Below are 1,108 nucleotides of genomic sequence, written 5' to 3' on the forward strand. Positions count from 1 at the left end.
CAATTTGCCATCCGAAGCGGACATCGACGCCGGTAAGGGCGAGTGGGTGGCACATTGGGATGATGGACGATGTGTTTTTAGCAGCCATGACTGCAGCGACTTGCGCGACGGCGAATACATCGCCTTTTTTATTAGTGCCTTCCGTGATTTGTGAGTGAATAAGTTCATTCACAATGATCGATGAAGTGGCAATGGCGGTTCTCGTCGTCACCGACTTGTCGGAAACGTCGACCATCTTAGCGCGTCCCTGCTCGTTGAAATGCGTCAATTCGGACATTGGATTCAATCCCTTCAAACATAGTACATGTAGTATATCAGAAGATAGGAGAGGAAACGTAATGGTGGAAATGAGAAAACCGATTCCCGTGGCGGAAGCTGTCAGGCTTGTCATGGAGCATGCAACGCCGTTAGGAACGGAACTGATTGACCTTGAGCAAGCGTATGGAAGGGTGTTGGCTGAGCCCATCATCGCTAAACACGATGTACCTCCTTTTGACCGATCGCCTTATGATGGATTTGCAATCCGGTCGCTCGATTCTGAAGGAGCATCTGGCGACAACCGGATTTCCTTTTCAGTCATCGGGGAAATCGGCGCCGGATACGTCGGAGACAAGCCGATCGGTGAAAAGGAAGCATATCGGATCATGACGGGCGCAAAAATCCCGGAAAACGCGGATGCAGTCGTCATGTTAGAGCAGACTGTCGAATTGGGCAGCGGATTCACACTGCGCAAACCGTTTGAAGCAGGTGAAAATATTTCGTACAAAGGAGAGGATGCGAAGGAAGAGGAACTGCTCATCGAAGCGGGTTCGATCATCCACCCGGGGACTGTCGCATTGCTCGCAACGTTCGGATATGCAAAAGTGAAAGTGGCGAAAAAGCCGATCGCCGGGATTTTGTCGACGGGGACAGAATTGTTAGATGTGGCGGATGAGCTTGTACCGGGCAAAATCCGGAATTCAAACGGTCCTATGATCCGCGCGCAATTGAAACGGATAGGCATCGACTGCCGATCTTACGGAATGATGGAGGACGACTTGGACGCATGTACAGCTATTGTCGAGAAAGCGACCGCAGAAACAGATTTTCTTATTACGACGGGCGGCGT

2 protein-coding genes are annotated in these 1,108 nt (G+C 50.8%); one reads left to right on the forward strand and one right to left on the reverse strand.

From position 1 onward, the window contains the following. On the reverse strand, positions 1-277 hold a 277-nt coding region (locus tag AWV70_RS24805), incomplete at its 3' end, for a cyclic pyranopterin monophosphate synthase MoaC (RefSeq protein ID WP_414714847.1). A 61-nt stretch (positions 278-338) separates the two neighbouring features. On the opposite strand from AWV70_RS24805, the gene AWV70_RS24810 reads away from it, so the two are divergent. Next, a partial coding sequence (locus AWV70_RS24810; protein ID WP_235588730.1) for a molybdopterin molybdotransferase MoeA occupies positions 339-1,108 on the forward strand: 770 nt, incomplete at its 3' end.

The sequence above is a fragment of the Sporosarcina koreensis genome (assembly GCF_001531445.1).
In the GTDB taxonomy this organism is placed as follows: domain Bacteria; phylum Bacillota; class Bacilli; order Bacillales_A; family Planococcaceae; genus Sporosarcina; species Sporosarcina koreensis_C.